This is a genomic window from Paenibacillus pabuli NBRC 13638 (assembly GCF_001514495.1).
Classification (GTDB): Bacteria; Bacillota; Bacilli; order Paenibacillales; family Paenibacillaceae; genus Paenibacillus; species Paenibacillus pabuli.
In genome coordinates this window covers 105,493-128,288 of sequence record NZ_BCNM01000023.1, presented here as the reverse complement: position 1 = coordinate 128,288, position 22,796 = coordinate 105,493, and the positions used below count along the sequence as shown (strand labels likewise).

At 42.7% G+C, this 22,796-nt stretch carries 16 protein-coding genes; 2 read left to right on the top strand and 14 right to left on the bottom strand.

Features of this window, described 5'->3' with window-relative positions; translation table 11 throughout:
- The 7 genes from PPA03S_RS26285 to PPA03S_RS26255 all read right to left on the bottom strand — a co-directional run.
- On the bottom strand, nt 1–1,557 hold a 1,557-nt coding region (locus PPA03S_RS26285; protein WP_174532161.1), incomplete at its 3' end, for a dynamin family protein.
- A gap of 289 nt (nt 1,558–1,846) precedes the next feature.
- A complete protein-coding gene (locus tag PPA03S_RS26280; RefSeq protein ID WP_017687779.1) occupies nt 1,847–2,119 on the bottom strand; it encodes a hypothetical protein in 273 nt (90 codons plus the stop codon).
- A gap of 23 nt (nt 2,120–2,142) precedes the next feature.
- On the bottom strand, nt 2,143–2,838 hold the full coding sequence (gene nth, locus PPA03S_RS26275) for an endonuclease III (RefSeq protein ID WP_062327618.1): 696 nt from the start codon (nt 2,836–2,838) through the stop codon (nt 2,143–2,145).
- A 163-nt stretch (nt 2,839–3,001) separates the two neighbouring features.
- Entirely contained in the window at nt 3,002–5,740 is a 2,739-nt protein-coding gene (locus PPA03S_RS26270; protein ID WP_062327616.1) for an S-layer homology domain-containing protein, read from the bottom strand.
- Nucleotides 5,741–5,812: 72 nt separating this feature from the next.
- On the bottom strand, nt 5,813–6,493 hold the full coding sequence (locus PPA03S_RS26265) for a GerMN domain-containing protein (RefSeq protein WP_062327613.1): 681 nt from the start codon (nt 6,491–6,493) through the stop codon (nt 5,813–5,815).
- A 36-nt stretch (nt 6,494–6,529) separates the two neighbouring features.
- Nucleotides 6,530–7,942 (bottom strand): N-acetylmuramoyl-L-alanine amidase family protein, encoded by a 1,413-nt coding sequence (locus PPA03S_RS26260; protein ID WP_062327610.1) that lies wholly within the window; start codon nt 7,940–7,942, stop codon nt 6,530–6,532.
- A 256-nt stretch (nt 7,943–8,198) separates the two neighbouring features.
- Nucleotides 8,199–9,605 carry an N-acetylmuramoyl-L-alanine amidase family protein gene (locus tag PPA03S_RS26255; protein WP_062327608.1) on the bottom strand — a complete coding sequence of 469 codons (1,407 nt, stop codon included), beginning with the start codon at nt 9,603–9,605 and terminating at the stop codon, nt 8,199–8,201.
- Nucleotides 9,606–10,022: 417 nt separating this feature from the next.
- On the opposite strand from PPA03S_RS26255, the gene PPA03S_RS34075 reads away from it, so the two are divergent.
- Nucleotides 10,023–10,604: a hypothetical protein gene (locus PPA03S_RS34075; RefSeq protein WP_245683738.1), complete on the top strand. Its 582-nt coding sequence runs from the start codon at nt 10,023–10,025 to the stop codon at nt 10,602–10,604.
- A 109-nt stretch (nt 10,605–10,713) separates the two neighbouring features.
- Here the strand turns inward: PPA03S_RS34075 and leuD are convergent, their stop codons facing one another.
- The 7 genes from leuD to PPA03S_RS26215 form a co-directional block, all read right to left on the bottom strand.
- Complete coding sequence (gene leuD, locus PPA03S_RS26240; RefSeq protein ID WP_062327601.1) at nt 10,714–11,316, bottom strand: 3-isopropylmalate dehydratase small subunit; 603 nt, start codon at nt 11,314–11,316, stop codon at nt 10,714–10,716.
- 31 nt (nt 11,317–11,347) lie between these two features.
- Nucleotides 11,348–12,769, bottom strand: a complete 1,422-nt coding sequence (gene leuC, locus PPA03S_RS26235; RefSeq protein WP_062327598.1) for a 3-isopropylmalate dehydratase large subunit — start codon at nt 12,767–12,769, stop codon at nt 11,348–11,350.
- Between the two features lie 428 nt (nt 12,770–13,197).
- Entirely contained in the window at nt 13,198–13,329 is a 132-nt protein-coding gene (locus PPA03S_RS32555) for a DUF255 domain-containing protein (RefSeq protein WP_082704323.1), read from the bottom strand.
- Between the two features lie 368 nt (nt 13,330–13,697).
- Entirely contained in the window at nt 13,698–14,933 is a 1,236-nt protein-coding gene (locus PPA03S_RS26230; protein WP_062327595.1) for a hypothetical protein, read from the bottom strand.
- Entirely contained in the window at nt 14,933–16,702 is a 1,770-nt protein-coding gene (locus PPA03S_RS26225; protein WP_062327592.1) for a P-loop NTPase fold protein, read from the bottom strand. Before PPA03S_RS26225 ends, PPA03S_RS26230 begins: the two co-directional genes overlap by 1 nt.
- A gap of 822 nt (nt 16,703–17,524) precedes the next feature.
- Entirely contained in the window at nt 17,525–20,113 is a 2,589-nt protein-coding gene (locus PPA03S_RS26220; RefSeq protein WP_062327589.1) for a metallophosphoesterase, read from the bottom strand.
- 20 nt (nt 20,114–20,133) lie between these two features.
- Complete coding sequence (locus PPA03S_RS26215; RefSeq protein WP_062327647.1) at nt 20,134–21,006, bottom strand: chitosanase; 873 nt, start codon at nt 21,004–21,006, stop codon at nt 20,134–20,136.
- A gap of 269 nt (nt 21,007–21,275) precedes the next feature.
- On the opposite strand from PPA03S_RS26215, the gene PPA03S_RS26210 reads away from it, so the two are divergent.
- Nucleotides 21,276–22,115, top strand: coding sequence for an AraC family transcriptional regulator (locus PPA03S_RS26210; RefSeq protein ID WP_062327587.1), 840 nt, complete (start codon nt 21,276–21,278; stop codon nt 22,113–22,115).
- Nucleotides 22,116–22,796: the final 681 nt, after the last annotated feature.

Below are 22,796 nucleotides of genomic sequence, written 5' to 3'. Positions count from 1 at the left end.
CTGCAGCGCCGTATAGCGCGCCGCCGACGCGGATTGCGCCAGCAGCGCTGCGCGGCTGGCGTCCAGCGCCTGAAGCGCGGCTTCGCCCTGCGCGCCCAGCGCTTCAAGCAAGCGGTCGGCCAGCATCATGGCCGCCCTGCGGTAGCGAGCCTCAATCTCGCCCCGCACCTCCTTGCTGAATTGAAGTACATACTCGGGAGACACCTCTGCGCTGGCACTCCGTTTCATCTCCAGCAGTGCTTCATCCACCACAGGAAGCTCGGTGTTCAGTGCCTGCTCCCACGCTTCACTCCACAGCTGATGGGATTCGCCCAGCTGTCGGATCATCGTGCGAATATGCACCTCCACTTGCCCGGAGGACTGATCCTGCAAAAGTCTCACAAGCTCAGCCGCACGACGCTGTTTCTCCTGCTCAGTTTTACCGCCGGAGAACAATAATCCCACCCGAAATCCAGGTTTTCGGCTCTCCAAATAGGCCGCGGCAGAAGTGCGAATATCAGCCGGGGTCAGATTTGCATTCGCCAGAAGAGGCTCAAGTTCTGCGCGAAACTTCTCCCGTTCACGTGAAGGCTTGGAACGGAGCTGCGTTTCCTGTTGATCCAGGAGCTCCAGTTCCCGTTCCAGCCGTTCCATGCCTTCCTTGCCCCCAACTTCCTCCAGAAGCGCAGCTTCCTGCTCCTCACGTTCCTCGGCATTCCGTGTTAGGTGCTGCTCTGTAACATGGTTGGCCGAACTCGCCAGACTGTGCCGGATTAATCCTTCCTTTTCTTGAATCATATGCTTAATGAGTTCAGGAAGTTGATTCCACTGGCTGTAACGATGCTCCTTATCTCGAAGCGAAGTAAACAACAGCCCGTCATATCTGACTTCCCATGCTGTAAAAATCGCTTCTACCCCTTCGACATATTGATCAAACGAAAGCTCACGCTCCCGATGTTTATCTATTTGGTTCACAATAAGAAACAAGGGTTTTCCCCAATCGGATAAACTCTTGGCAAAAGAAAGATTGCTCTCGGATTGCACATGGTTGTAATCCATCACATAGAACACCACATCAGCAAGATGAAGTGCTGAATGTGTTGCCAGGCTGTGCCCCTGATCGGTCGAGTCCACGCCTGGTGTATCAAGTAGCACCGCATCATCTTTGAGCAGAGGGATATCATCCCATACTTCAATGGATGTGTAGGCCCCACCGTTCTTGCAATACTCTTCCAACTGCTCCGGGGACACCTCAAGCGTTCCCGTTGAATTGTCAGCGCTTACGTTAGATGATGTGTAAATAAGTGCTCTGGGCTCACCATTACGGATGGAAACCACATTCGCACTTGTAGGTACTGGACTTGAAGGCAAAACCTGCTTACCGCATAAACTGTTGATTAGACTCGATTTGCCTGCTGAGAAATGTCCACAAAATGCAATCGTTAACTGTTTCATTTCCGCCTTATTGATCAAATCCGTTAAAGCCTGTACAGCTGTATGGTCCCCTGTCTGCTCCATCGCTTCTCGCAGTGGAAGCAGAGGTTTGGCCATCTCTGCTGGGTAATCTGTTCTGGACATGACTGCCTTCCCCCTGGCTCCTCTAATTTGACATCTGTTCCGATGTCTTTATTTTATAATTCATTTATTTTACCATGATCAAGTTTGAAATTGAACGGTTAGAATAACAAGATGGCTGACAACGAAAACTCACAAGCCATTCTCCACATAAAAAAATAAAACCGATCCTGTCGGTTTTATCTGTAAAATGATGGTATTCATAAGCATGCTGCATCCATGCCCAATGGGATAGATCCTTTCCAAGGTAATCCTATGGACTTGAAGCAGCATGACTCCTTTTTTAAATCTGTTAAGAAACAGCATTCTCCATTGAAGGCAGCAAAATTTCAAATACTTGCCCATGCTGCAAAATCGTAATGTCACGACCTTTGTCTCTCATCACAACAACCTCTGGTTTAACAGACATACGCTCCAAATAATGTTCAGGCACATCACCAGAATGACTTACTGTGATGCCTTCTACTTCTTTTTCTTCGTTTTCAGCCATTTCCTGTTCAACGATTTGTTCAAAAATATCGGAGAAGGCCTCAAAATTGTCAGTGTACACGGAAATGCATTTCATGATTACTCATCCTCTTCTGCTCATTAATTTATTTTTCGTTTTGGGGTTGTTGCACGTTCCTTATCTTTCCTGATTTGGGACGTTTTCATACGTTTTTTCCCTTCCCTGCATATGTCCAGCAATGGACAGATATGACATTGAGGGTTCTGTGCCTTGCAATGGTAGCGTCCAAAAAATATGAACCGGTGATGAGTTAAAGTCCACTCATCCCGGGGTACGCGCTTCATCAGTTTTTTCTCGACTTCAAGAACGGAGTCATCCCAACCTGCCAGTGCCAACCTTTTGGATACACGTTCAACATGCGTATCCACCGCAATCGCCGGAACTCCAAATGCATTCGACACGACTACATTTGCCGTTTTCCGTCCGACACCAGGAAGCGTAACAAGCTGATCATGTTCCTGTGGTACATCTCCGCCATATTGCTCTATTAAAATTCGGCACATGTTCTGAATATGCTTGGCCTTGTTTCGATACAAACCGATTCGCCGGATATCCTGTTCCAACTCCTCGAGAGGAACCGCCAGATAATCGGCTGGGCTCTTGTATTTTTGGAACAAGTCTGCGGTTACCTTGTTCACCGTTTCGTCGGTGCACTGGGCAGACAAGAGAACGGCTACCGTCAATTCAAACGCATTGCTGTGATTTAATTCGCAATGTGCATCAGGAAACATCGCTTCCATCGTCTCTAGTATATGCCTAACAGTCGCTGCATTCATGAAGAGCTACCTCCCACAAAATAACTCCACGCCGTGGAGCCTTACTTCGAAGCTTCTTTCGAGTACTTTGCGGAGAACCCAAAAATCTTGCAAAAAAAACGTCCTGATACGGGAAAGATCCCGCATCAAGACGGTCATTCTTTTGATCCTCGAAAAGAAACGATTACTGTTTTTGGATCTCCAGTACAACGTTGTTCAGGAGATACAATACAATATTATCATTATCTTTGAGAGATTGCACGCTTAAAGTGTTGTCACCCTGGTGAACAAATGCGCCTGTACCCAGTGCAAAACGATAATTCGTGTCCGATGTAGACTCACGTTTAACCAAAATCTGGTTACCAACTCCATCATAAGACCAGAACTGTTTGCGCATGACCGTCAACACTCTGAAACGGGTGGAATTATCGGTATCTTTCGTCATCTCAACACGGTCACCTACGGTAAGACTGGTGAGCGTGGTTAACGTAGATCCCGATTTGACCACTTTTACTGCACCACTAACCGGAACCGTCTCGCTTTGACCGTTAAATAGCTTCAGTGTAACTGACGAAGCATCAACAGATGTAACCTCTGCCAGCGTACGTTTGACCACTTGAACCGCTTTAGGCGTAGTTCCCTCAAATGTAACATTAATCAGATTGCCTGCTGTCATCTGTGATGCCGTAATCGTCTGGCCAGTTTCCCCCGTCAGAACCGCTTGATCGAAGTAGAACTGACTTGTCAGCGCATCCGATTTCACACGAACACGACCATTGGTTTCTACAGACACAACTTCAAATTGTGCCATCGTGTTCAACGCCACTTTCTGAACGTAGTCCTGGTTTGAACCCAGTGTAACTGTGACTTTATCACCGATCTTCAGATCACTTAGACTTGCTCCTGACTTATTGTAAATCTCAATCGTTGGAACGGTGGAGTAAGGCACTGTAATCGTCTGGTTTCCGGACAACAAACTGATTTTTCTACCTGCTGTATCAATACTGCTGATTGTGCCTTCGTACTTGTAAATCACTTTAACGGATAGCGCACGTGTTCCGACATACGTCAGATCCAATTTGCGACCGTCATTCAATAACGATTCCAATCCAGCAAGTGTAGGCTTCGTTGTGTTATAGTCCAGCTTCGTTTTGTCATCCAGTGTGAACACAAACGGTTTTTTGTTGCTGTCCAGTACCGTCAGCAATTTAGTTTTACTATTGTAAGATACAACGGATACGCCGTTCATCGGCTCCATCTGACGTCCAATCACTTGAATGCGCGTCACGCGATCTTCAGAGTTTAACGTAAGCTCGACCTGATCTCCATTGGTTGCGTCTGTAATCAGATCACTTAGCGTTGCATCCTGGATTCCGTTAATGATCACTTCCGGCTTTTCTGCCAGCAGCTTCGCTTCCAGCGATCCACCTTCACGTTTAAACGTCAGTGTGGATTGGTTACCACCGATCTCCACCAGTGTACCGCGTAAAGACTGCTCCACACCTTGCGACAATTCGATCGTTTGCAGGATGCTGTCTTTCACCGTATATTTCACTGCACTTCCCGCTTTGAGCTCAGCCAGAGAAAGGATTCGGTCCTGGTAGCGAATGATCAGATTATCATTATAGGTGTATTGCTCTGTAGTTCCGGCTGCATTGGTAAGCTTAATCGTTTTGGCAGAAGTCGTTACTTCAGCAACGACACCACTATCACTTTTGTTCACAATACCGGACTTCACACGAATAACGACTGTCTTTTTGTCCGCCGAGAACGTCTCACGCTGTACTTCAATGGTGCTGTCTGTTGTAATATCAGACAGTTTAATCGCGTTTCCGTTCTGATCGATAAATGCGGTCGCCTCATCATAGCTGTACGTTTCATAGTTCTCGCCTACAAACAAGCCAATTTTATTACCTGATAACGCACGAGCAAAGGTACCTTCAACGCTTTCCACCTGCGGTGTAGCATCAACCACTTCTACATAGGAAGCTGTACCGGTAGTACCGACAACCTGAACTTTTGTATACAGCTTCACATCCGCAGATGATGCACGGGATTCACTATCTTTTGTAAAGTAAGGCGTACTGCTGTTTACAGCGAAGTTGACAGTTTTTCCGTCCACAACAAGCGTAATCTGCCCATCTTTTAATCCTGTTACATAACCTGTGGATGTGTTCGCATACTTCGTGTCCGTTAACGTTTCGCCACGACTAAAGAATGTAGCGAGTTGGGCACGAGTTACAGAGCCGGTTGGATTAAATTTGTTGTCTTCTACACCCTTGGCCAGATCCAGGCTAACTGCCAGATTGACATAACCTTTGCCACTTTCGGAGATGCTATCATTATCAGCAAACCCAGTAGATTGATTGTTTTGTGCCTTTGCTTCAGCATCTTTGTTCAACGAACGGATTAACAGTTTGGTAATCCATTCACGTGATGCCGGTTTCTGTCCCCAGGACGTTTTGGACACATCTACTGTGGATTCTTCGGTTTTATTAATCAGACCCAGTTGAAGCGCCAAAGCGACATATGGCTTGAAATAGTTTCCCACTTCCATATTTGTCGGTAATGCCGTAGCCGTACTGTCGTTCAACTGGTTCTCCTTGTTCATAAACCGGATCGCCATTGTCACAGCTTCCTGCTGCGTTACCGGGTCTCCTGGACGAAACAGACCGTTGTTACCGAGAAGAATGCCTTGATAGGCCAGTTTGTACACATGTTTCTCAGCCCAGTATCCGACCTTGATATCACTGAACAAACCGGTTGGTGCAGCTGTATTGCTTCCAGTTGCAGTCTGGCCTTGCCCCGTTCCTGTTGATTCTGCTGCCATGGCAGCTCCGCCGGCGCTAAGGGCCATCATGCCTGCAAGCACGGCTGAAACTACTTTTTTAGAGTGTGATGAATTGTTATATTTAAAAGTCACCTGTGATTCCCCTCTCTCATGTAAAACGGCCGATATTCCGCAGATTCACGGTATAGCAATATGCTGTACAACCTATTCGGATCGTGTCATTGGATGTTCAAGATCCACATGGCCCATCAAACTCTCAGATGGCTGACCGTCCACCAGCAGATCAAGCGATTTGACTTCATCAAACTGGAAAAACGTTTGTTTCAAAGCATCAATGGCGAACACTTCGCCTCCTGCACCAAGACGTGCTGTATCCGGCATGTGGATATCCAGTGTAAGTGCCCCGTCTTTGAACTGAACTGATTTCAATTCAATTTCTTTTGCCCAAAGAGGAACGAGTTTATCGTCCTTGCTTTGTTGCAGTGCTGCAAATGCAGCCTTGTATTTGGCATCATCCGAAGCGTAAGAAATTTCTGCCGTTGCTTTGTGCAATTCCAGCTCTTCTAGATCTGTATAGTACACATCAATGCTCTTCTTCTCATTGCTTTCGGAAGTTTCAGGCTTTTCCGAAGAAGTTCCACCCGGTGGAGTCGTCGTCCCCTCCGTACTGCCTTCGTTGGTACCCGTAGTCGTAGTTGTTTCTTCCGGGTCCACGGTAACAGGTTCAGTAACATCCGTCTCGTTCTGTTCTTCAGACGCATTATTCTCTGTTCCCGCACCTTGAGTCTGACTTGGAGATGGAGCTGCTGTTGGCTTGCTTCCACATCCAGCAGCAACTGCCATAACCGTTACCAACAGCGCTGCAATCCATAATTTTTTGTTCATTCTAACTCCGCCTCCTGATCATAAGGGCCGAAACCCTTATTTAATTCCCAGATACTCCTTGATTCCAGCAACAATCCCTTTGGCTACACTGTTCTGGAAGCTTTCAGTGAACAATGCGGCTTCATCACTCTTATTGCTCAGGAAACCGGCTTCCAGCAAAACTGCCGGCATCGTTGTTTCACGGGTTACGTGGAGACTCGCCGTTTTCACTCCCCGGTCCTTCAGACCAGATGATTGCAAAAGGTACTTATGCATTACCGCAGCCAATGCCTTGCTGTTCGAACGGGTGTAATATGTCTCCACACCATTTGCCGCAGCAGATCCACTGTTTGCATGAATGGAGATAAAGATGTCAGCCTTCAAGCTTTCTGCGATCTTCACACGTTCTTTCAAAGCCAGAAATGTATCATCGCTGCGCGTCAGCACAACGTCAATGTTGGATTCTTTTTTCAGCAATGCTTCAACTTTCAGCGCCATTGACAGATTGAAGTCTTTCTCCCTTTTGCCCGTTACCCCAATGGCTCCTGGGTCATGATCCCCGTGTCCAGCATCTACAACAACCACCTTTTTACCATTGTTTCCTACTGGAGGTTGTGGTGTTGTCGTGCCTTCTTTGTTCAGATCAATCATAACGAGACCGGAGTCACTTTGCACGTCATAACCCTTGGCACTGCTCAAATCAATTACAAAACGAATAGTCGAAGGACTATTGCTGTATAAGGAATAACGAATCTTCGACACATTCGGATATCCACTCACAACAAGCTGTCCATTCTGGTTGCTATCAAGAGCTTGTCCCTCACTGAAAGAATCGGCGAATGCAGTATTCGGCAAGTCAATAACGATTCGATCCGGTCCTGTCATCGTGAAGACGTTCGGCTTCGTACTTCCGCTTGTTGCAATCAAGAAGCGGTTGTCGCTGAAGCTGATGCCGTTCACCAGTACAAGACCCTCCTGATCGGAACCTCCGCTATCATTGCCCGAGTTCGGAGGAGTGGTTGTCCCGTTTCCGGAACCTGAATTCTGGGTAACTAATGTTACCGTCTTCGTTGTATTGTTCCAACCCACCTTAAGACCCATTTGCTCACCAATGAACCGAAGAGGCACAAGTGTGGTACCATTTTTTACGAGTGGTGGGGCATCCAGGTTCACGTTACTGCCGTTCACCGTTGCCGTCTTCTGTCCTACAATCATCTGCATGGCAGTGTTGTCTTTACTAATAGTCACGGTGCTTGTTGCCTGTTTCCAGTCCACACCATATCCCAGGTTCTCCGAAATCACCCGAATCGGAACCATCACTTTGCTGTTGATGATTTCCGCTTTGGCATCCGAAGGCTGCACAATCTCTTTCCCATCTAGGATAATGTGCGTATCTGCTGCTGCATGACTATAGCCCGGGAAAACGAGCCCAAAGACAAATAACAGTACCAAAAAACCGAACTTCTTCATCCTTCACCCCTACCATTCTCATATTTTTTTGCCGCATGTTGTGAACTTCAGCTCCGACTGACCACTGAGGCATTACCAGACACCTATTAGACGTCCCTCCCTCTCAAAAGTTGCGAATATATTCCAACATAACAGAAAAAAAACGTTGTCAAATCAAGCTTTTTTTACACTTTATTGTCTGTATTTTTCCTTTATTATCAAATATACATCTCTAAACAACGAACTATCCTAACCTGCGTATTTGCGCATAAACAGCTTATAAATTCAAATATTCTACGATTCCTTCGACAATGGCCTGTGCACATTTGTTCTGATAATCCTCAGTAAGCATGATCGCTTCATCGGAAGGATTACTGAGAAATCCGAGTTCAAGCAGAACTGCAGGCATCGTTGTTTCCCGGGTTACATGCAGACTTGCTGTTTTGACGCCCCGATCCTTGAATCCTGTAATAGGCAAAACATGTTTGTGTAATATATCAGCAAGAGTTTTGCTTTCCGTGCGACTGTATAATGTTTCTATTCCATTGGGAACCGGGGTTGTAAACTTGTTTGCATGAATGGATACAAAAATATCCGCTTGATTCAGTTGGGCGATATCTACACGTTGCTGCAGGGATAACTCCGTATCATCCTGCCTTGTAATTACCGTCTGAAGCTCTGGATGCTGTTGTAAGAGCTCCTGCACTTTTAATCCTACAGACAGATTAAAATCTTTCTCATAGACGCCTGACACACTGACAGCCCCCGACTGACGTCCCCCATGTCCTGGATCAATGATCACCACTTTTTTTCCATCATTGGTTGGGATAGCAGGCTGACTTGTCGATTCTCCGTTACTCGCTGTCAGGTCAACGAGCAAAACGTTATTCTCGCCCAGTGACCATTTGGCAGTCGCAACCTGACTCAGATCCAGTACCACCCGCACGGTTGAAGGAGACTTGCTGAATATTGCATACCGGACCTTGGATACCAGCGCTGAATCCGTAACCTGAACACTTCCGCTTCCATCCGGATTGGTGGCTTGTCCCTGAACGAATTCTTTGGTAAATGTGGTACCAGGCAGATCCACGATAATGCGATCAGGTCCACTTAGACTGGACAATTTGGGTGTGATATCCCCCTTTGTCGCAACGATTAATCGGTCTCCGCTGAAACTAATGCTCTGAAGCTCTCCAAGGCCATCCGGTTCAGAGGTTTCTATTGGGTCATTATCACTTTCTGTATCTGCTACAGGAGGGATACTAAATAGGCTAACTGTCTTGGTTCCATTGTCCCACCCTACACGCAGACCCATGCCCTCACCGACAAACCGCAGTGGAACCAGTGTAGTCCCCTGCTTAACAAGAGGTGGCGAGTCCAGATTGACCCGATTTCCATTCACAGTGGCTGCATCTTCACCGGCCGTCATCTCGATACTGCTGTTACCTTTGAGAACCCGGACGGTCTGGGTGGCCTTTTCCCACTTCACCTGATAACCGAGATTTTCAGAGACAATCCGAATGGGCACCATCACAGTCTTGCCAATGTTCTCGGCCGGAGCTCCCGATTGTTGCTTAATAGTCACACCGTCCAGCACAATCGAGGGAGACGAATCGGCATTTGCCATGATAGGAAATAAACACAGGAACAGAAAAACAAAGACTGCTGCCGACCATTTCTTCATACTTATACCACCATTCTGTTTGTCTTTTGAACCTTCGACCTGATTCGCTGTGATGCAACACTCAACTCTATCTACCCTTCCATAATCTACTAATCAGTTTATCAGATATTGTCTCTTCATCCGGTTACAACGTTGTCATATTTGGTCGGAAACAAGATGATAACAGGAGATCATGTTCAAGAGGGTGATCTTCTTTTTATATGAATATATATCGTTTCAAAGATGTCATGTATCTCGCAGTCTTCTATTTTATAATGTACCTTATGGGATACATATTCTGGAACTGAAAGGGCTGCTATATATGCGGAAATCTGAAAAAATGATTTCTGTCATCCTCATGATGCTGCTGCCCAATCGCAGTAATGAAGCACTGAAAGATTAGAAGGTTAAAATAATCCGTTTACTGGAGGGAGTTATATGCTCACATTGTATAAGAAAGAACCAGATGGCAGGCTGCTTTATGCGGAATACTGGATTGAAGAAAGCCAGGTTATAGAGGTTGTAGAGCATATTGGTACAGTCGGTACTTCTGGTACAACGAAGAGAATGGATTTCCCGGGTGTGTATGACGATAAAGATGAATTCAAAATCGATTTTCTGAAGCGCTATACGGGCCAGGGCTATGAACAAGCATCCGAGCAGGACGGGTACATGCTGCTCGTCCAATACCCAATAAAGAGCATGGCAGGTAGCAAACGTGACTTGTGGCTCAAGGATAAGGCGTATGAAGTACTAACGAGTGAATTGGGATGGAGGGGACTGGGGTTTGTAGACGGTCACGATATGGGCAAAACGGCAAACCCAGTCACTCAGTACGCCATGAATATATACTGCTTTGTCATGGATGAAAAACTTGGGATTCAAGCGATTAAGCGTGTGCTCAGAGAGATGCGGCTTGACTATACGAGGATCAAAATTGCATCCAGAGAACGGAAAAACATTGACGGGGAATACGTATTGAAGCATTCAGCCAAGAAGGATCTGGAATTTTATGTATAGGTGACTTGAAAAGTATCTTTTGGAGTACAAACAAAAAGCTTCCATCGCCCCAATCGGAACAATGTTCCTTAGGGAGACAGAAGCTTTTTGCTATACAGCACTTTAGCGATTAACCGAATAATTTAGCCGCGTGGCGCTCTTCATATGCTCTAATTTCATCATCATGCTGAAGTGTCAGGCCGATATCATCCAGTCCCTGCAACAGGAATTGACGACGGTGTTCATCCAGATCAAAATCAATATGCAATCCGTGTGCATCTGTAATCGTTTTGTTTTCCAGATTCACATTCAGTTCATAACCTTCATGAGCCGCTGTACGCTGGAACAGATCCTCTACCTGTTCTTCCGATAGTTGGATTGGCAAGATGCCATTTTTGAAACAGTTATTATAAAAAATGTCGGCATAGGATGGTGCAATCACGCAACGGAATCCATAGTCCATAATCGCCCATGGCGCATGCTCCCGGGAAGATCCACAGCCGAAGTTGGCGCGTGAGATCAGTATGGATGCCCCTTCGTAGCGAGGTTTATTCAATTCGAAGGAAGGATTGTTGTTCCCCTCTTCGTCAAAACGCCATTCGTAGAACAAAAATTGTCCAAATCCGGTCCGTTCGATCCGTTTCAAAAATTGTTTCGGAATGATTGCATCTGTATCTACATTGACCCGGTCTACCGGTGCAACGATGCCTTGCAGTGTTTTGAATTCTTCCATATCATTCGCTCTCCCTTCTATCCGTTCCTTGTTAGATAACTGCTTCCGTTTTGAAATTCCAGTCACGTACGTCAACGAAGTGTCCCTTAACCGCTGCAGCAGCAGCCATTGCAGGAGATACGAGGTGAGTACGTCCTCCGCGTCCCTGACGTCCTTCGAAGTTACGATTGGATGTCGAAGCACAACGTTGTCCAGGTTTCAATACATCCGGGTTCATGGCCAGGCACATACTGCATCCAGCATCACGCCATTCAAATCCAGCCTCCGTGAAGATTTTATCCAGTCCTTCTTTTTCGGCCTGAATTTTAACACGTCCCGAGCCAGGAACAACGATCGCTGTAACATTGCTGGATACGGTATGACCTTTGGCTACCTGTGCAGCGGCACGCAGATCTTCAATCCGTCCATTGGTGCACGAACCGATAAATACATAATCAACCGGAATTTCGGAAATTGGCGTTCCAGGTTCCAAGCCCATATATTCAAGTGCTTTTTCAGCAGCTTTACGTTCATTTTCGGTTGGCAATTCAGCCGGTACAGGAACTTTCGAAGAAATGTCGGTTCCCATGCCTGGACTAGTACCCCAAGTTACTTGCGGAATCAATGATTCCACATCGATTTCAACCACTCGGTCGAATTCAGCACCTTCGTCTGTTACCAGCTCTTTCCAAGCAGCAACCGCTTCATCAAATTTGCCATCGGCAGGTACGTATTCACGTCCACGCAGATATTCAAATGTTGTCTCATCCGGAGCAATCATACCCGCTCTCGCTCCGCCTTCTATGGACATGTTGCAGACAGTCATACGCTCTTCCATGCTCAATTCACGGATGGATTCACCTGTATACTCGATAACATATCCTGTTGCAAAGTCTGTACCGTATTTGGCGATAACTGCGAGAATCATATCTTTCGCTGTTACACCCGGGTTACGCTTGCCGACAAAACGAACTTCCATCGTTTTGGCTTTGGCTTGCTGCAAACATTGAGTTGCCATAACATGCTCTACTTCACTCGTTCCGATCCCGAATGCGAGTGCGCCAAAAGCACCATGTGTGGATGTGTGGCTATCGCCACATACAATCGTTTTACCTGGATGAGTCAAGCCCAGTTCAGGTCCCATAACGTGTACAACACCTTGATCGATGGTATCCAGGTCATATAGTTTTACGCCGAAGTCACGGCAGTTTTGTGAGAGTGTGTCGATTTGTTGTTTGGAGATTGGATCCGTAATGTTGAAGCGATCCTTCGTTGGAACGTTGTGGTCCATGGTTGCGAATGTCAACTCAGGGCGACGGACTTTACGGCCGCTCAGACGCAAACCTTCAAATGCCTGTGGAGATGTTACTTCATGCACCAGATGCAGATCGATATACAAAATGCTTGGTTTGCCTTCTTCCTGATGAATTACGTGGTTTTCCCAAATTTTCTCAAACATCGTTTTTTTACTCATCATTTTCACCTCATCATAAGTTCGGTCCTTGGAAGAGCCTCGTACATTTCTCTAAAAGTGAAGCTCTTGAATGACATAAATATATCACCCCGTCCTTCATTGTTCCAAGATATAATATCTATAGATGTAATAGGTTTAACCTATAATACAGGAAAAGCAAATAAACCACTGCTCAACGCAGAGGTTTCAATTGATAACAATTATCATTATCATATAAGTCTTATACTACGTCCCAGCTTCTTCCCTGTCAATGCTTTTTATGTAATACAGAAAAAAAAGCAGCCCTGCTGCCAGGGCTGCCATGCCTTCATCTCACATGCTCCAAACGATCCCCGTCCACACTCAGTACAAACGACATTTAAATAACTGAATGAAATAAATGAGACAACGAGATCAGCGGATTTGATCACTGCCTTAAGAAGATAGGTTTATTCCTCCTGATTAGCTTTAGCAAAAGCTTTTTCCAACCAAGGAAACCATTTCACCGGATTATGTGCGTGTTGCAGCAGATACGGTGACTCTTCCTTGGCTAATCGATTGGGTACTTTGTGAGTTTTCATGGGATCACTAGCTTAAGACTTTTGGAGTTTTTCATTAATTTAGCTTACCCCCAATTTCATAAAACCCATTTTTAAACATTCAATGTAGGTAATTCAACAATTGCTAGCTAGTCAAATTAAAATATCTGGGTGTTTAGTATATGGAAGAAACTGTGGAAAACTATTATTGAATTTACTTAACATTAAATAGCTTTTAAATTAGAAATCTTATAGACATACCCTTTATTTCAATCAAATTCAGATGCTTTATTTAAATTGGGGATAAAATCAATTAATATTATAGAACTGTTTTGTTCTCTAGAACAGATTTAACTATAAACTTTATTAAGTAAACAAAGCTATTCAATAAAAATCTTCAATAGAATATCCTAAACAACAATTTTTCTAATTATTGTAAGATAACTCGAAATAATGTTCATAAGTATTATTTTTATATGACCTTCAAAATGTTGTACATTTATGATGCTCGCTACTTCATTTATATTCCATTCCAAGTACTTATTATTTTCACCCAAACAATAAAGGTAATCTTCCAAATTTTCTTCAAATGCTTTTATTGTACGAGCTAATTCATTCTCATAGTACGACAGATTTTTCAATACTTCTGACCTAATTATTCTGGCGTTCGTGAATTTATGTTTATAAATTTGATTATGATTTTCAAAAAAATAATTACGACACTTCTGCAATTCGTGACTTGAGCTTTCATCTAAAAAAACTCGTTTTTCATGGTACAATATACCTACGTTATAACTTTGAAGTATACTTGATGCAGTTAGATTTAACTTTCTAACCATCATATCCAAAATAGGGTGTTTAATTATACTTTTTTTATATTTTTTCTTTAATTTATTGAATTTTAGGTCTTCTTCTTTAAATTTCTCCAGACACTCTACTGATATATCCCTTTCCCCGCTAAAACGATCAAAATCTTCATAGATTTCGGGCGTGCCTCCAGAAAAGCTATATGAGAATCCTCCCGTTATTTCTTTAATTCGCTGTTCAACCAAGCTCCTTTGATCTCTTTGAATAATATTAATGTTATTAATAATCTTTCTGTGAATTTCTTCAAAAAGAGATAAGTTAGGAACCAGATAACGCTCCATACTAAATAATCTAAAGGTGAGATAAAGATAAGTAACATACATTGCAGGAGCGAATATTATACATACGACCAATTTTTGGACTTTATTATCCAAATGATTGTAATAATCAAAAGTAATTTTTGAAAAAGAAATAATATCTGATATTGTCATTTCAACAGCATTTAACAGGTTAAAATCTTTACAAAAATGAAAAGCAACCAAAATAAAGAATATATCTATTATTTTCAAACTAAATTTTTGCCGCATACTTGTTTTAACATACTGATTGAATAATTTGTAATTAAGATATGTAACTATATTAGGTACACGTATTATTTCACGTTTTGTTCTCAGAGATTTTCTTTTTAGCTTTCCTCGTGAAGGTAGAAAGATTATTTCTTCGATGATGGAAGATAGTCTCCACAAGAAGAATACTGCTGCTTTTAATAAAACGAAAAAGAATAATTTCATAATTACATAACAGATTAATACGGATGAAATTAACAATATTGTTTTCATTATAACTCCCCATATATTACTTTATCCGCTTGTTCGAGTAAGAATTGCAAATTTTTATTTATTGGTTCATCATCTGTTTCAATTAAAATAATCTTAATATTCTTTTTTTTCATAAAACTTAATAATTCTTCTTCAACAGGAGGACCTTCATATGAAAAGCTACATTCTTCAACAGAATAAATTATAAGACCGATCGGTTTTTCCATAATTAATATAGCTGAGTAATTATCTACTTCGATACCATTGAAATCTGAAATTTTCTTTACTAAAATAATATTTTTAACACTTCTAAAATTTGTCTCAATGATTCTAATAAAATGTTCAAATCCCTGATAATCTCGCTCTACTATTTTGATCGGATTCGACTTGATTTTTAATATACTAGTGTTAATTTTATGGTAATCACTCAATTCCTCACTAGGGTTTATTTTCTCATCATAATCAATAAAGTGTGGATTGGATAAACTAGCTTCTAGCTCAATAGTGCTCTCTTCTATAGTTGAGCTATCTTCTACTTTAAAATTATCATTATTTTTGATTATATCTAAGATCGATAATGATATGATTTCTGGAGAAATCGGAATATTATGATTGTTGAACTTTTCACGAAAAACTTCAACAATTTGTTGCATATGAAGTTTTTTACGGTAAAAAAGTAATTCAATAAAATCCTTAACTATGAATTTGCACTTATCCGTAATGTAAGTTGATTTATATTTAATAAATTCTGGATGTTTGAGTAATTCATGGTATAATTCAGCCTTTTGCATAGTGTAGTTATTATAGTCATCCTCAAGATAATTAAATGTGTTGATTTTTCTAATTACTCCATTAGTTAAATAAGCAGCTTTGTAGCATTCAGACATGTTTTTGACTTGAAATTCACGGTATAAGTAGTTTTGTATATCTTCTAAGTTAAAAGTTGGTAAGTAAAACAGCCTAGTAAAATAAGTCTTCAAACAATCATCCAACTCGCTACTAAATACAATATGTTGGTATTGGTTTTGGTCCACAACAAAAAAACTAATCAAATGAGAGTTTATAAAGAGATTTTTATACCTAGAAAATAAGTCTTGAAGAAAGATATCCCCTTGTTTATCAATTTCGTCAATTACAAGGATCAGTTGATAATTTTCAGCTACTAACCGCCGTAATAAATCTGACAGTTTATCGACCAAGATAAACTCGTCATTCCTCACCTCCAACTCAACTAGTTGCGAATTTTCAATAGAGGCGTTTTCCTCTTGTTTATATTTATATAATGATTCTTGCCCAGTTGCTAAGTTAAATAATTTGTCCAATAAAGTGAAGCTAAGTGTAGCCTTCTCATTTTGAGAATTTTCGGATAGATGGTTGTGCAATACTTTATTGATACTAATTTGACTTTTTCTGTCAATATTTTTAAAAGATACTTGTTCGTGTATTTTTAAAATTTCCATTTTCAATTGCTCTGATATTGGGATTGAATCAACGATTTTTACCAGTTCTTTAATGAAAAAGAACAGAAAATCACCTATCTCTATAAGCTTGTTACAATCTAGGTTTATTTTTATAATATCGTTCTCATGGAATTTGGCACAACACAGGTTTAAAAAGGAGGTTTTACCCGTTCCTCTAAAACCACCTAGCAAATAACACCCGTGTAACTTATCTTGAATAATTTTAACGATATTCTTAGACAATTGGTCAATATCTTCATTCGAATGGAAAATATGGAGTTCCTCTCCAATCAGAGGCTCGATCAAAGATTTTTTATAATTTCTTATCATATTCGATTTTTTCTCCTAATTAAACAGTATTGTATATTGGTGTATATGTAACTATGAACGATCTGTAAATTGGGTAATAGTAAGTATGATGAGGTACCACGAAATTAGAGATAGCTAATAGGACGAAATTAAAAGCTTGCTGACGTCTGATTAAAAACCAAAAGTAGGAAGCCCCCTAACGCACATAGAAAGACGCTCAAGCGGTGATTTGAGTGTATAAACGGTTGACTTAGCCTATTTCTATATGTCGAATACTAAAGCAATAGTTTTCTGGACTAAAGACTACATTCGACAAAAAGTGGAAATATCCTCTTAATTAGAAACTGTATATTCAATTAGTCAGATAAAATCCTTAGCTGCCACCTTTATACTGGTGATAGCACAATGCACTCCAATGCTGCCCTTACTTTTTATTCTCACGTACCCGGAATCTCATCCGCGAACCACACTTTTCACAATACAAATAAGCCGGAAAACGGAAAAACATTCCGCCTCCGTAGGGTTATCCGACTTCGTCAGCCAACTTGGTATGCCGCCTGTTTCGGGTTTGCCCTCACATCCTCCGCACCTATTCTCACGAACTAAACACTACGCATTTCCGCTCCCTCGCGGTATGCTGGAGACTTTCACTTCTTAGTCGAAAGCGCGCCAAGCGTACAAAAGACGTTAACGGATGCCTAAGCCCCGTCAACGCCTCAGAAACTCTGCCTTTCAATCCAAATTTATGATGAACGCTGTGAATAATTCCAGCACCTCATCTTTCCATACATGTCCCGCCGTCGGTACGATCGCTACCTTCCCGTATTCCCCGCATCTAACCATTCATTGCATTCCTGCCTCTGCTGGAAGAGAATTACTTCTTGTCCCCACTGCTTTAATAACGAAAGTGTAGTCTTTGGCAGAATCTATGCCGTTTAATGTATAGCTGTAACTCGTCTGACCGCTTACCGTCGGCACATACACGCTCCAGTTCGTGCTGACTTTATCATTCTTCTCGTAAATCCGGTAACCCCGCACCGGCTCAGAGCTATTGGCTGGCGCTTTCCACGAAAGGACTGCACGATTCGATGACTGTCTTACTGCGCTTGGATTTACGACTGCGCCGGGTTTGACATCAGTCCGTTTAATACTGTAAGCATCATAGACGGCAAGGGGTTTATCTTTAACTGCTGTGTAGGAAGTAAATTTCAGCACGTCGCTTGTAATGGAAACATCCACGAACATTTTCTTGTTGGGCTGATCGTTTTTTGCTGCAAAAAACGTGTCTGCATCTGGATTAAGAGCATAGAATTTTGAAGCGGCAGAGTTGCCCATTAGATACACGGTCCCTTTGGGATTCAGCACATTTCCTTGCTCATCGGTAATAACATTCTTAATCGGAACGTTGTTCAGCATTTGAAAAGACCTCATATACATATGGTCATGTCCCTCAAACACCATATCCACACCCAGCTCATCAAATACAGGAATCAGATATTTCCGATAAAATTCTACCCGTTCGCTTTCCGCCGAAGCATTATCCCCTGAAGAATAAGCTCCTTTATGCATAGAGACAAATTTCCACTTCTTGTCGGTCTTTGCCACCTGATTCCGCATCCATTCCAATTGCTTCGTGAACTGAATATCTGCTTTGTACGGCTTGACCTCCCCTTCGTATTGTGAATTGATTTGCATAAACAGGGCATCGCCGTATTCGAAAGCATACACCGACCCGTCATGAGCACCAGTCCCGACATCTTTTGGAAGATTAAAATGATTATAAAAATTATTATTCGGATAATCCTCGATCTCATGGTTGCCGATTATCGGCGCAAATGGCACATTGGCAAATTCTTTTTTCGGCACACCCAAGAACCACTGCCACAGCTGCTCCAGATCACCGTCATCCGTTAGATCTCCTGTAAGAAGAACAAACTTGGGATCTACCGTTTTCTCAATAGCTCTCTTAAAAGTATCCTGCCACAGATCGAAATTAGATTTACTTGAGCCCTGGGTGTCGGTTACATAGAGGAAATGGAAATTTTGATTGTCCGCCTTGTCCGTGGTAAAAGAGCCTACCTCGCTCCAGCCGTCCGCATCACCGTTACCAGCGCGATACATATACTTAGTTCCAGGCTGGAGACCGGTTGCGATAACCTTGTGGCTGGCGAACTTTTTATACTTCTTGGAACTTCTGTCTCCTGACGTCATTAAGGTTTCAATAACTGTTGAACTACCCTCATAAGAAGTTGCCAGTTGTTCCGGGAACCCGCTTCCTCCGGCATTGGTGGCCTCCACCACTTGCACTACTGTACTTCTTACGGTTTCGGCCGTATACCAGTCAAAGGCGATACTTGTCTTTGGGTCCCCATTAAAAGTCATGTTCAGCAGCGTTGGTATTTTGTTGCCGGTATCCGGAGACTTCGTCTTAAAGCTCCAGATCATATCATTGTCCGGTGTTCGGCCGTCCATAATCCCGTTAACTAACTCTTTAGGGATGGCCACCTTGTAAGTTTTGCCGGCAGTAAAATTAGGGTGAGTGACTTTAACTGTGTCTTGACCGAGGAGCGAGGCAGAGATGTTGTTAAGAGGGACATTGTTTTCCGTGATCACAACTTGATAACCACTGTTGAGACTGATGGCTTTATTAAACTTCACTGTGATCTCTGCGTTAAGTGAGACATCTGCAGCCCCTGAAGCGGGAGTTTTGCTTACCTCAAGTGTAGGAGTGTCCCCAGGTTCGCTGCTGCTGCGTGTTCCTTTAATTACCACATCCTTGATTCTGCTTGAACCTGAGCTGGATACCGTTCCCCCGCTTACGTTTTTCGCAGAGTTTACCACCCAGCGAATATAGAGTAACTCTTGATTGCTTGTTCCCGCAGGCAAAGCGAGATTCGTTAATTTGCAGGAATTATTGGAACAATTAAAATTGTTCTGGGCAAGAACAATTTTGCCGCCGGAAACATCTGTCCATTCCTGCTGATTCGTGCTGTATTGCAATTTAAAATCCCTGGGTCCTGTACTTGAAGAGGTTTGCTGTGAAGAAAGGACGATACCTTCGAAGCCTTTGGTCGAAAGCGTGGCAAGCCAGTATTTAGTACCCGTTCCTTCATGCCAGCCCTGGTTGCGTACGCTGTTCTCACCTGACTCATAGGTGTATGCATCCGTATTTGTTCCTACATCACGAATGGATGAAGCCGTTGAATATACCCCGCCGGTAGCCGGAAATATTCCGTTTTCACCTTTGTCTTTAAAAATCCACTGGGCAATCGTTTCCTGAACTGCAGCTGCTTCGCTTGCAAGACCTTCCTCGCTTCCTTCCCTTCCTGCCGAGACAAAACCGGTCAACTCCATGGCAAGCAGCAAGCCTATAGCCATTAGACTGATTACCTTGGAAAATCTATTCTTGAGATAAGATTGGTTATTATCCATTCGGCCCATCTCCCTCCTGTTTATTGGAGTTTCCAATTAGTGACTTGAAGTACTGCCGAATCTGCGTTCTTCAGGTCTGTCTCTCCCATGTTTAGCAAATTGCTCCACTGCTTCACACGATTCTTCCCGTTAGGCGGAGAGTTGTACTCATTCGTATCCACGATCTTGGTCCGTTCTTTATAAAATTTGGTCATGAAAGTCTTCTCATCCGTGCTGCTTCCTGATTTACCCAAAAGCCCTTGAAGAGTCTCGGAGCCGCCGGTCGCTCCATGGTTCAGCGCAGCGTCCACGAAGGAACCGATCGTTAATGCCGAGTTAAAGCCGCGTTTACGGGCCTGATCCACACTGTACTTAATGTAGACATTGTAGAACGTTTTCCACATAGCCTCTCTCCACTTGGGATCATTCTGCAAATTGCCGATCTTTTTGCAGAAACTCTTTTCACTTTCATTGATTTCGAGGATCTTCCCTTTCATCGCACCCTTGACACCGATTCGAGCCAATGCGCCTTTAACCGAAGGATTACTCGCGCCTTTGGCAGCGTCATATTCCTTGAACAGATCCGGACCGTCGGGACCAGTGTCATTTGAGCCGCCTGTAGTCGCACCGAATATTCCAATCGTATAACCACGGTCATCATCAATATCTTCACAATATCCGTAAAACTTGGTCCAGTTCAGATCGTCCTGCTCCGGTTTGTTGACAAGCATCATGATATTGTTCCATTGCTCACCATCGAGACCAGTGTTAATACGCAAGAATTGAAGTGTTGCCGGTGAGAAATTTGAATCAGGGTTCCCTGCCGCGTAACTCTTCTGTTGGAACGTATTAGACAGAGAGCCATAAGAAAAAATGATTGAAAAACTGAGCAGGATCAACAATGAAAATTTCATCTTCCTGAAAACCTTGCTATTCGTTGAATTAAGCACCGCAATCTCTCCCTTTACCAAATAGTATAAGCGCTTTAACTTTTAACAGAGATGAACCTTATCCCCAAACCTCTGAGCATGACACCTCCTTTTCCAACACTTGGTAAATTCAGTTTAAGCTTAACTCAAAAAGTTTGTCTAAACAGCACGTATCCTCTTGTAATTATTAAATTTTTATACATATATTGCTACACACTATAGATCAAGTCTACAATCCTCTTAGGAGGTGCTAAATGAAGCCGGTATTTTATGAGTCTACTCTTTTTGACATCAGCCACAAGAAACAGGTATATACCAGCATGCCTTCAAGTCACTATCATGATGCATATGAGATTCTGTATTTAATATCAGGAGATTTTTATTATTTTATAGGGGACAGAACATACCAGGTTGCGGGTGGAACACTGCTATTTGTGGATATTCACGAAAGTCACAAACTGGTTAATTCCGGCTGCAATATGTATGAACGGGTTACACTGCTGTTCAAGAAAGAATTCCTGCAGCATTTCTGCACCGGCAGCCAATGTGAGGAACTGCTCAAATTGTTCAAAAGTGATTACCGCGCTTTGAAGATGACCGGGAAGGATCAGTATTTCATGGAACAGCTTTTTCAGAAGATAATTCAGGAAGAGAAAAAGAAAGCCCGCGGATATGAACAGTACCAACAAATTTTATTGGTAGAGTTGCTCATCAATCTTAATCGCAAACTATTTGACAGCCTTGCAGCTCCATTGGTGGAATCCAATCGTACACATAAGAAAGTTCTGGACATCGTTAATTATGTAAATCAACATTATATGGAGCCGCTTAGCCTTTGTGAGATTTCGCGGAAGTTCGATATAAGCTCTTCCTACCTTTGCCGAACTTTTAAAGAATCCACCGGGTTCAGCTTCATTGAATATATCAATAACATCCGTATTAAAGAAGCGCGTGATTTGCTGGTTGGCTCTTCTTTTAATGTTACTGAAATTGCGGGAATGGTTGGGTTTGATAACACCTCCCATTTTGGAAGAACCTTCAAATTAATGATGGGTATCTCGCCGCTCTGCTTCCGCAAACAATTTAAATCTTAATCAAAACCACTGGAATACCAATCATTAGAGAAAATAAAATGCCCAATCTCTCCCCCGTCTATGTATCGTACCCTGCCGACATAGTATAACGATAGAATATTAACATTCCGGTTAGTGAGATTACCTCATATACTCATTCGCCATTATGGATACCTTTTGAAAAATACCCATAATCGAGTAGGAGGGGCGTTTAAGCCCCCCTACCTCTCACACCACCGTACGTACCGTTCGGTATATGACGGTGCATTATTGGTAGCCATTCTTCTCCTTATTACGTGCTTCATTCTTTTGATTCAAGGCAGTTATACACACTACTTTATAGAAAATACCATTATAAGAACTAGTTGTACGCTTCTGTTTTTTTCTTCGGGCGATGGGTGACTTTAGACATATAGGATTTTTCAAGAAAATAATCACACTGTATACGCAAGAAATGTTACATGGAGCTATAGTCCACTTTGTTTGAATTCGGGCTAACATGTACGATTCTTTTCTTTTAATCGGTTGCTATAACGGAAGTTCAACTCTTATCTCAAGGAACCCGTCTTGTACGTGATTTCTAAAACAATATGACCGCATTTTGCTCAGTCAATATTTGTACCTCTACATCTAATCGGATTGCGCCACACAGTTGCGGATCAGGTTTTGGATAATTCTAACGACCATTTCTTTATCGGTAAA

What these genes read in the sequence shown, in the direction of transcription:
- PPA03S_RS32555 (WP_082704323.1), bottom strand. Translation starts at nt 13,329, where the DNA reads ATGAAAACTCACAAAGTACCCAATCGATTAGCCAAGGAAGAGTCACCG.
- PPA03S_RS26280 (WP_017687779.1), bottom strand. Translation starts at nt 2,119, where the DNA reads ATGAAATGCATTTCCGTGTACACTGACAATTTTGAGGCCTTCTCCGAT.
- PPA03S_RS26260 (WP_062327610.1), bottom strand. Translation starts at nt 7,942, where the DNA reads ATGAAGAAGTTCGGTTTTTTGGTACTGTTATTTGTCTTTGGGCTCGTT.
- PPA03S_RS26265 (WP_062327613.1), bottom strand. Translation starts at nt 6,493, where the DNA reads ATGAACAAAAAATTATGGATTGCAGCGCTGTTGGTAACGGTTATGGCA.
- PPA03S_RS26230 (WP_062327595.1), bottom strand. Translation starts at nt 14,933, where the DNA reads ATGAAAACAATATTGTTAATTTCATCCGTATTAATCTGTTATGTAATT.
- leuD (WP_062327601.1), bottom strand. Translation starts at nt 11,316, where the DNA reads ATGGAAGAATTCAAAACACTGCAAGGCATCGTTGCACCGGTAGACCGG.
- leuC (WP_062327598.1), bottom strand. Translation starts at nt 12,769, where the DNA reads ATGAGTAAAAAAACGATGTTTGAGAAAATTTGGGAAAACCACGTAATT.
- nth (WP_062327618.1), bottom strand. Translation starts at nt 2,838, where the DNA reads ATGAATGCAGCGACTGTTAGGCATATACTAGAGACGATGGAAGCGATG.
- PPA03S_RS26225 (WP_062327592.1), bottom strand. Translation starts at nt 16,702, where the DNA reads ATGATAAGAAATTATAAAAAATCTTTGATCGAGCCTCTGATTGGAGAG.
- PPA03S_RS34075 (WP_245683738.1), top strand. Translation starts at nt 10,023, where the DNA reads ATGCTCACATTGTATAAGAAAGAACCAGATGGCAGGCTGCTTTATGCG.
- PPA03S_RS26210 (WP_062327587.1), top strand. Translation starts at nt 21,276, where the DNA reads ATGAAGCCGGTATTTTATGAGTCTACTCTTTTTGACATCAGCCACAAG.
- PPA03S_RS26215 (WP_062327647.1), bottom strand. Translation starts at nt 21,006, where the DNA reads ATGAAATTTTCATTGTTGATCCTGCTCAGTTTTTCAATCATTTTTTCT.
- PPA03S_RS26220 (WP_062327589.1), bottom strand. Translation starts at nt 20,113, where the DNA reads ATGGATAATAACCAATCTTATCTCAAGAATAGATTTTCCAAGGTAATC.
- PPA03S_RS26255 (WP_062327608.1), bottom strand. Translation starts at nt 9,605, where the DNA reads ATGAAGAAATGGTCGGCAGCAGTCTTTGTTTTTCTGTTCCTGTGTTTA.